Below are 4,022 nucleotides of genomic sequence, written 5' to 3'. Positions count from 1 at the left end.
GATGATGCCCTGGGTCTCTTCGAGGATATGGTCGATCAGCGGATGGACCGAGGCGCGCTCCTTCAGCCCGTTCTTCACCTCGCAATAGGTGGGGATGTTTTCCATCGGGCCGGGGCGGTAGAGCGCCACCAGCGCCACGATGTCTTCGATACAGGTGGGTTTCATGCGCCTCAGCGCATCCATCATGCCCGAGCTTTCCACCTGGAACACGGCCACGGTCTGCGCGCTGGCGTAAAGCTTGTAGGTTGCCTCGTCATCCAGCGGGATGGCGTTGATCTGGTTTTCCGCCCCCGCGGGCGGATCGTAAAGCTGCGTCCCGTCCGGCCCCACATGCAGGTCACGCCCCTGCCCGTGAATGAGGTCGATCGCATTCTGCACCACGGTCAGGGTCTTGAGGCCGAGGAAGTCGAACTTCACCAGCCCCGCCGGTTCCACCCATTTCATGTTGAACTGGGTCGCGGGCATGTCGGACCGGGGGTCCTGGTAGAGCGGCACCAGCTCATCCAAAGGCCGGTCGCCGATCACCACGCCCGCCGCGTGGGTCGACGCGTTGCGCAGCAGCCCTTCGACCTGCTGGCCGTAATCCAGCAGACGCTTGACCACCTCTTCCTCGCGCGCGGCTTCGCGCAGGCGGGGTTCCTGTTCCAGCGCCTCCTTGATCGAGACGGGCTTCACGCCTTCGACCGGGATCATCTTGGACAGGCGGTCCACCTGCATGAAGGGCATTTGCAGCACCCGGCCCACGTCGCGCACGGCGGCCTTGGACAGAAGCGCGCCGAAGGTGATGATCTGGCCCACCTTCTCGCGCCCGTATTTTTCCTGCACGTAGCGGATCACCTCTTCGCGGCGATCCATGCAGAAGTCGATATCGAAGTCGGGCATGGAGACCCGTTCGGGGTTCAGGAAGCGCTCGAACAGCAGGCTGTAGCGCAGCGGGTCGAGGTCGGTGATGGTCAGCGCGTAGGCCACCAGACTGCCCGCACCCGAGCCCCGCCCCGGCCCGACCGGGATGTCATGGTCCTTCGCCCATTTGATGAAGTCGGCCACGATCAGGAAGTAGCCGGGGAAGCCCATGCCCTCGATGATATCGAGCTCGAAATCGAGCCGTTTCTGGTATTCCTCGCGGCTGACCGCATGGGGGATCACGGCCAGGCGCGCCTGAAGCCCCTCGTTGGCCTGGCGGCGCAACTCCTCTACCTCGTCATCGGCGAATTTCGGCAGGATCGGCGGATGCGTGCGGGCGCGGAAGGCGCAGCGCCGGGCGATTTCAACGGTGTTTTCCAACGCTTCGGGCAGATCGGCGAACAGCGTCGCCATTTCCTCGGGCGTCTTGAAATAGTGCTGCGGCGTCAGGCGGCGGCGCGGCTCCTGTTGGTCGACATAGGCCCCTTCGGCGATACAGATCAGCGCGTCATGCGCCTCGTACATGTCCGCCTTTGGGAAGTAGACATCGTTCGTCGCCACAAGCGGCAGGTCCATCGCGTAGGCCATTTCCACATGGCCCTGTTCGGACAGGCGTTCCGCTTCGGGCAGACCGCCCTCTCCGGGGTGGCGCTGCAATTCCACGTAGAGCCTGTCGCCGTAGATCGCCTTCAACCGCGCCATCAACGCCTCGGCCTTGGGGCGCTGTCCATTGCGCAGGAAGCGTCCGACCGGCCCATCGGGACCGCCCGAAAGACAGATCAGACCCTCACAATGCCGTTCCAGTTCGTCCAGCGTCACATGCGGCAGCGACCCGTCCCCGCGCAGGTAAAGGCAGGAATTGAGCTTCATCAGGTGCTCGTAGCCCGTCCGGTTCTGGGCCAGCAGAACGACAGGGGCCGGCGGGCGTGTCTTTTCGCCCGGCGCGGCGGGATCGTAATCGAGGCTGATCTGGCAGCCGATGATGGGCTGCACCCCGGCCCCTGCCGCCGTTTCCGAGAATTGCAGCGCCGAGAACATGTTGTTCGTTTCGGTCACGGCCACGGCGGGCATGCCCGCCGCCTCGCACATTCCGGCCAGCTTCTTGACGGGAACGGCACCTTCCAGCAGCGAATACTCGGTGTGCAGGCGAAGGTGGATGAATCGGGGGGAACTGCTCATGGCTCAAGGCTAGCGCAGCCCCTCTCGCTGATCCATCCGCAAACTGCGGCGATTCTCTTTTCTGCGGCGCCCTGCCCCCGTCCCATCCCGGCGCGTTCCGGCACCCCCTTCAAAAGCCGCCGCAATTTTCACCATTATCCAAGCATGTTGCCCGATTTTCGCGAGAAACCGAAAGGTCCTTTCGTTCCCCTTTGGATCGCACCGCTTGCCACGAAGAACAAAAGCCGCTTTGCTGATATGAACAGGGAAAAGGCGCCTTGGCTTTACGTCGCATCGGGCCAGCGCATTTGAGGGCAACGACCTTCCGACCAGACCGCGACACGAGACTCTTATGAGTGAAGAGGTAAGCTTCCTCCTCAACGGCCAGCCGGTGCGCATCTCCGGTCAGCCAGCCACCCGCACATTGCTAGACTGGCTCCGCGAAGATCGCGGGCTGACCGGCACCAAGGAAGGCTGCAACGAGGGCGATTGCGGCGCCTGCACGATCATCCTGACCGACGCCCGGGGATCGCGCGCCGTTAATGGCTGCATCCTGTTCCTGCCGCAACTGAACGGCAAGGCGGTGCGCACGGTCGAGGGCATCTCCGGCCCCGGAGGAGAGATGCACCCGGTTCAGGCTGCGATGGTGGAACATCACGGATCGCAATGCGGGTTCTGCACGCCGGGGATCGTAGCCTCGCTGGCGGCGGCCCACAGTAATGGCGAAACGGCTTTCGACGACGTGCTGGCGGGGAACCTCTGCCGCTGCACAGGGTATGCGCCGATCATCCGCGCGGCAGAGGCCGCGGCGGCAGAGCCGGTGCCCGCATGGATGCAGACCGACCGAGAGGCGGTAGCCGCCCTGGGCGCAAGCCCCCTGCCCTTCGCCCCCACCAGCGCCGATGATCTGGCCATCTGGTATGCAGAGACCCCCGACGCAACGCTTATCGCCGGGGCCACAGATGTCGGGCTCTGGGTCACCAAGGCGCTGCGCGACCTTGCGCCCGTGGCCTTTCTGGGCGGATGCGAGGACCTGAAAACCATCTCGGAAGATGCTTCCGGGATGCATGTGGGCGCGATGGTGTCTCTCACGGAGCTTCATGCCGCCATCGCGCCCCGCCATCCCTCCTTCGCCGAGATGCTGCGCCGCTTTGCGTCCACGCAAGTGCGCAATGCCGCCACGATCGGCGGCAATATCGCCAATGGTTCGCCCATCGGGGATGCGCCCCCGGCCTTGATTGCGCTCGGGGCGCAGTTGCACCTGCGCAAGGGGGACACGCGCCGCACGATCCCGCTGGAGTCGTTCTTCCTCGACTACGGCAAGCAGGACCGCGCGCCGGGCGAGTTCGTCGAAGGCATCACCATCCCCGATCAGCCCGACCGGCTGCGCTGCTACAAGCTGTCCAAGCGCTTCGACCAGGATATTTCCGCCGTCTGCGGCTGCCTGAGCATCACCGTGGAGAACGGCACCGTGACAGAGGCGAAACTGGCCTATGGCGGTATGGCGGGCATCCCCAAGCGGGCGTCGAATGCCGAGGCCGCGCTGGTCGGCCAGAGCTGGACAGAAGACACCGTGCGCACCGCCATGGCCGCCTATGCAGCAGACTTCACCCCGCTGACCGACATGCGCGCCTCTGCCGAATACCGGCTGGAAACCGCCGCCAACATGCTCCTGCGCTATTTCCACGAAGACCAAGGCGTTGCGACCAACGTGCTGGAGGTGTCGGCATGAGCGTGCACAAGCCCCTGCCCCATGACGCGGCGCCCCTGCATGTGACCGGACAGGCCCGCTATGTCGATGACATCCCGGTCCCGTCCAACTGCCTGCACCTGGCCTTCGGCATGTCGGAGATCGCCCGTGGCCGGATCGCGTCGATGAACCTCGACGACGTGCGCGCCGCACCCGGCGTGGTAATGGTGCTGGCAGGAAAGGATTTCGATGAGATCCCCGATTGCTCGCC

The 4,022-nt window shown here is 64.6% G+C and carries 2 protein-coding genes and 1 pseudogene; 2 read left to right on the top strand and 1 reads right to left on the bottom strand.

Annotation, left to right across the window (positions count from 1 at the left end; genetic code table 11):
- A partial coding sequence (gene dnaE / locus ACEQXV_RS03065; protein ID WP_370267843.1) for a DNA polymerase III subunit alpha occupies positions 1-2,082 on the bottom strand: 2,082 nt, incomplete at its 3' end.
- A 331-nt stretch (positions 2,083-2,413) separates the two neighbouring features.
- On the opposite strand from dnaE, the gene xdhA reads away from it, so the two are divergent.
- Together xdhA and ACEQXV_RS03055 are read left to right on the top strand one after the other, a co-directional pair.
- The gene (xdhA, locus tag ACEQXV_RS03060; protein ID WP_370267841.1) at positions 2,414-3,793 is read left to right on the top strand and encodes a xanthine dehydrogenase small subunit; all 1,380 of its coding nucleotides are present in this window, start codon (positions 2,414-2,416) and stop codon (positions 3,791-3,793) included.
- Positions 3,790-4,022, top strand: a pseudogene (locus ACEQXV_RS03055) (xanthine dehydrogenase molybdopterin binding subunit); the annotation flags it as partial. The gene xdhA and the pseudogene ACEQXV_RS03055, both read left to right, overlap by 4 nt.

Origin of the sequence: Nioella sp., assembly GCF_964229645.1 — a bacterium.
Taxonomy (GTDB): domain Bacteria; phylum Pseudomonadota; class Alphaproteobacteria; order Rhodobacterales; family Rhodobacteraceae; genus Nioella.
Note: the sequence above shows the minus strand (reverse complement) of the source record. Positions and strands in the feature narration are given on the sequence as shown.